The 4,636-nt window shown below is 72.6% G+C and carries 3 protein-coding genes and 1 pseudogene; 3 read left to right on the plus strand and 1 reads right to left on the minus strand.

The window, feature by feature from the left end; genetic code table 11:
* Positions 1-170 precede the first annotated feature (170 nt).
* Together HY703_00145 and HY703_00150 are read left to right on the plus strand one after the other, a co-directional pair.
* A pseudogene (locus HY703_00145) lies at positions 171-563 on the plus strand (RNA polymerase subunit sigma-24).
* A gap of 128 nt (positions 564-691) precedes the next feature.
* On the plus strand, positions 692-1,669 hold the full coding sequence (locus HY703_00150; GenBank protein ID MBI4543589.1) for an aldo/keto reductase: 978 nt from the start codon (positions 692-694) through the stop codon (positions 1,667-1,669).
* 176 nt (positions 1,670-1,845) lie between these two features.
* Here HY703_00150 and HY703_00155 read toward each other — a convergent pair whose 3' ends face one another.
* The gene (locus HY703_00155) at positions 1,846-2,124 is read right to left on the minus strand and encodes an oxidative damage protection protein (GenBank protein MBI4543590.1); all 279 of its coding nucleotides are present in this window, start codon (positions 2,122-2,124) and stop codon (positions 1,846-1,848) included.
* 55 nt (positions 2,125-2,179) lie between these two features.
* Between HY703_00155 and HY703_00160 the strand changes: the two genes are divergently transcribed.
* Complete coding sequence (locus HY703_00160) at positions 2,180-4,333, plus strand: patatin-like phospholipase family protein (GenBank protein MBI4543591.1); 2,154 nt, start codon at positions 2,180-2,182, stop codon at positions 4,331-4,333.
* The last annotated feature ends 303 nt before the right edge of the window (positions 4,334-4,636 follow it).

Here is a 4,636-nt window from a genome sequence, read left to right on the forward strand (position 1 = left end):
ACTCGCCATCTCGCACGACCGTGGGCATGAACAGCCCGCCCTCTTCATTGTAGCAAAAAAGCTACAGCGGGGAAACCCCAGTGAAGCTCAGCGTCGCCCGAAACTGGCGGCTGCGGCAGGGCGGCCCCATGGCCGATCGGGACCCGGAATGATCCACGCCTGGCGTCCACCACGCCCGGGCGCGTACGGCCGACGAGACGGACTGGGCGCGCATCGTCGCCCTCTACGACGCGCTCGCACAGCTCGCGCCCTCCCCCGTCGTGGAGCTGAATCGCGCTGTCGCGGTCGCGATGGCATACGGACCGGCGGCGGGCCTCGACCTGGTCGACGCGCTCGCGCCGGAGCCGTCGCTCGCGGCCTACCACCTGCTGCCCAGCGTGCGCGGCGATCTGCTGGCCAAGCTCGGCCGCTCCGCCGAGGCACGCGCGGAGTTCGAGCGCGCGGCGTCGCTCACGCGGAACGCGCGCGAGCGCGAACTGCTGCGCGGGCGCGCCGCCGCGTGCGCAGCAGTGCCCCACCCGCTCGTCCCCGGATCGAAATCGCTGCCCAGCCGCGGGACTTGACCATCTCCCGCGCTCGGGTCGGTGCTTTTCGCGACCAGCGAACCGGGCGAGTGCCTTGCGGCAGTGTGGCCGTACCTTGAAGATGCTTGTGCCGGCGCGCAGATTCGGGTTTCCGTTATGGGGAGGCCATGCGCACACGTCTACTGGGCCGGACAGGCTGGCGCGTCTCGGAGATCGGCTACGGCGCCTGGCAGATCGGCGGGACCATGTGGGGGGAGGTTCCGGAGGAGCGGGCGAAGGCCGCGGTGCGCGCGGCGCTCGACTCCGGGATCACCTTCCTGGACACGGCGCTGGCCTACGGCGATGGGCGCTCCGAACGGCTGATCGGACAGGTGCTGCGGGAGCGCGGCGTGCCCGGAGAGGTGATCGTCGCCACCAAGGTGCCGCCCCTGAACCGGGAATGGCCGGCGCGACCGACCATGCGGCTGCGCGATGTTTTCCCGGCGCGCTGGATCCGGCAGTGCGCGGAGCAGAGCCTGCGCCATCTGGGGCTGGACCGGCCGCTCGACCTGCTGCAGCTCCATGTCTGGACGGACGCCTGGGCGGCGGACGACGAGTGGTACGAGGCGCTGCTGGAGCTCCGGGAGCGGCAGCGGCTGCGGGCGTTCGGCGTTTCGGTGAACGACCACGAGCCGGCGAGCGCGCTGGAGGTGACGGCGTCGGGCCGGATCGACACGATCCAGGTCATCTACAACGTGTTTGACCAGACGCCGGAGGCGGAACTGTTCCCGGCGGCGGAGCGGGCGGGTGTGGGCGTGATCGTGCGCGTGCCGCTGGACGAGGGCTCGCTGGCGGGCACGCTGCGGCGGGACACGCGCTTCCCGCCGGGGGATATGCGGGCGCGCTACTTTGCGGGGGATCGGCTGCGCGAGACGGTGGAGCGAGTGGAGCGGCTGCAGCCGCTGCTGGAGCGGGAGGGCCAGAGCATGGCGCAGGGGGCACTCCGCTTCTGCCTCACGCCGGGCGCGGTCTCGACGGTGATCGTGGGGTCGGTGCGGCGGGAGCACATCGAGGCGAACGCGGCGGCCTCCGATCCGGCGCTGCTCGAGGCGGAGACGCTGGAGGCGCTGCGGTCTCATGCCTGGCCGCGAAATTTCTACCCCTGAGCGACTGCAGGAGGAAGTCCCTGCGCGGCGCTTGGCTGGGGCTCGGGTTCGAGTGCGGGATGGCCGGCCGCTCCGGTGGCGGAGTCGCCTCGGGCGTGGGGCAGGTTGCGGGTATGGGTACAGGTACGGCTACGGGAGGCGCAGCCGGAGTGTGAGCCGGAAGGCGCCTGGCCTGGCTACCAGGAGATCTGGCCCTGCTTGGAGGTGTCGATGTCCTCCGTGCCGCCGGTTTGGAAGAGGAAGCCTTCCATGTTGGCGCTCAGGAAGTCGCGCGCGCTCTTTTCGCGGACGTCCAGCCCGTAGTGGTTGATGAGCGCGGTCTGGTAGCGCAGCCACTGGTCCCAGCAGCGCTGGCAGATGGAAGCGTGGATGCGCTGGCCCAGCTCATTGCGCAGCGGCGGCCGCTCGAGCTGCGGGCCGGGCTGGCCGCAGCGGGCGCACTGGATCTCGGTCATTCCCTCTCGCTTTCTTCTTGCCCGCAGTGCACGGGGCGGGCATCTTGCCCCGCCAATGCGGCAGGGCGAGGGTAACCTACACGGCAAGTTGTGGCTGTCCACCCCCACCGGGGGCTTCGGCGGGTGGCTGGCCCTGATCCTTTTACTCGCCGGGAGCGGGCCCGCCCTGGCGCAGGAGGCGCTGGTGCTGAGCGGCGGCGGGTCGCGCGGCATAGCGCACGCGGGGGTGGTGCTGGGGCTGGAGCGGCTGGGGCACCAGCCACGGCTGGTGGTGGGGACGAGTGCGGGCGCGATCGTAGGCGGGCTGTATGCGGCCGGGTACGCCCCGGCCGCCATCTGGCGGATCCTCCAGCAGACGGACTGGGCCGAGGTGTTCGCGCCGCCGCCGGTGCTCGAGGGCCCGGACCGGGCGGTGCGCTACCCCGTGGTGCGCGTCGCCATAGGGGCGGAGCGGGTGCGTCTGTTCGGCGGCTTCGTCCCTGAGCTGCGTATCAACCGCATGCTGGTGCGGCTGCTATTCGACGCCGGGGTGCGCGCGGGTGGCGACTTCGACCGGCTACCGCGGCGGTTCCGGGCGGTGGCGGCCGACCTCGAGATGGGCGAGGAGGTAGTGCTGGCGCGCGGCGACCTGGCGCGGGCCGTCCGGGCGAGCATGGCCGTGCCGGGCGTGTTCTCGCCCGTCGAGTGGGAGGGGCGGGTGCTGGTGGACGGCGGGATCGCCGACAACATGCCGATCTCGGTGGCCCGGGAGCTGGGCTCCAGCGTTGTGATCGCCTCCGACGTGCTCCGGCCGCTGCCGCGCATCGAGGAGCGGGACCCACTGAGCGTGGGGCTGCGCGCGCTGCGGCTGCTGCTGCGCAATGCCCAGCCGCGAGCCGTGCCGCCGGACATCTTGATCCTGCCCCGGCTGGGGCCGGGGCTAGCGGAGGCCACGTTCCCGGCGGATCCCGGGCCGCTGCTCGAGGCCGGGCTCCGGGCGGCGCTGTCCACTGCACCCCGAGCCGATCCGCCGGCGCCCCGGCCGCCGCCGCCCGATCCCCCACCCGCTCGCCTGGCCGGGGTGCAGGTCCAGGCCAAGGAAGCCGGGGCGGCGGTGCTGCTGGAGCACGCGTTCCGGCCGGCGGCCGCGGGAGCCTACGACCCCGCCCGGATTCTGGAGGCCGTGGACCGGGTGTATGCCACGGGGCTGTTCCACGGCGTTTGGCCCACGGTGGTGCCGCCCGTGCCCCCCGCCGCGCAAGGCTCGGAGCCGGCTACGGACACGATGCCGCGCCCCGACCCCGTGCTGCTGGTCCGGACGGAGCCGACCCCGCGTGTGCTGGCGGAAGGTGGTGCGGGATACGACAACGACCGGGGCGTCCGTGTTTGGGCCGGGCTGCGCTCGCGGACGGCGGGCGTCGCGAGGTTGCCGGCGGAGCTGGACGTGGCCGGCGCGGCCGGCGGCCTCGAGCGCTGGGCGGTGGCGTCGCTGAGGCTGTACTCGCTCCGCTTCCTGCCGCTGATCTGGAGCTCGGGCGGCTACTACCAGGAAGCCGACGTGCGCCGGTTCATCGGGGAGCGCCCCGCGGTCGAGCGCGAGGTGCGGCGGGCGGGCGGCTGGCTGACCGCAGAGCTGCGGCGGCTCGAGCCCGGCCGGGTGCTCGTGGCCGGCATTCGCGCCGAGCGGGTGGAGGAAGAGTCGGGTCGGGACGGGTTTTCCCTGGGCCCCCTGGTGCGAATGGGCGAGATCGAGCCGCTGACGCCGGTGGCGGGCGCGCCCACGCTGCTCGAGGCCGAGTGGCGCCTGGGGGAGGTGGGTTACCTCAGGGCGCGGGCCCGCGGCTCCGTCCACGGCTGGGCCGGGCGCTGGCGCGGAGCAGCGGTGGGCGACCTGACGCTGGTGGGAGGCGAGCCGCCAGCCGACGTGCGGCCTGCACTGGGTGACGAGCACCTTATGCCGGGAATGCGCTGGGGCGAGGAGCGGGGGCAGATCCGCGCCGTGGCCGGTGCCGACGTCGTCCGCAATACCGCCTTCGATGTGCTGGCCCGGCTACGCCTGCGGCTGGGCGCGGCAGCGGCGGTGGGCGACGAGTTGGGCCGCTCCGCGACCTGGGTGGCGGGCGCGGAGCTGGGGCTTGTGCGCGCCACGCCGCTAGGGCCCATCGAGCTTGCCGTAGGCGCGAACGGCCGGGGCGAATGGCGGCTGGATGTGGTGGTGGGGGCGAAGTGAAGGCGCCGCGCTGGCTAGCTAGTTTCTGTCGCGAAACTCGCAACTCGCTAAACAACATGAGGTTCCACGACACCCTTGACAAGCATGTGTGTGGTATGGCACATATACAGCATGCGGAAGAGAGCGGAATCGCCTCAGGACGTGGAACGGTGGCTGCAGAGTGCGGCCGCGGAGCTTTGGCCCGCCGCACTGGGCTCGCTCAGCTTGCGGAAGAGCCCCTGTGTGCGGGAGCACTGCGCAGCCTGCCAGAGCGGCCAACAACATCAGAGCTATGTCCTGTACGGGAAGAGCCGTGGACGGCGC

The organism is Gemmatimonadota bacterium, from assembly GCA_016209965.1.
GTDB lineage: Bacteria > Gemmatimonadota > Gemmatimonadetes > Longimicrobiales > RSA9 > JACQVE01.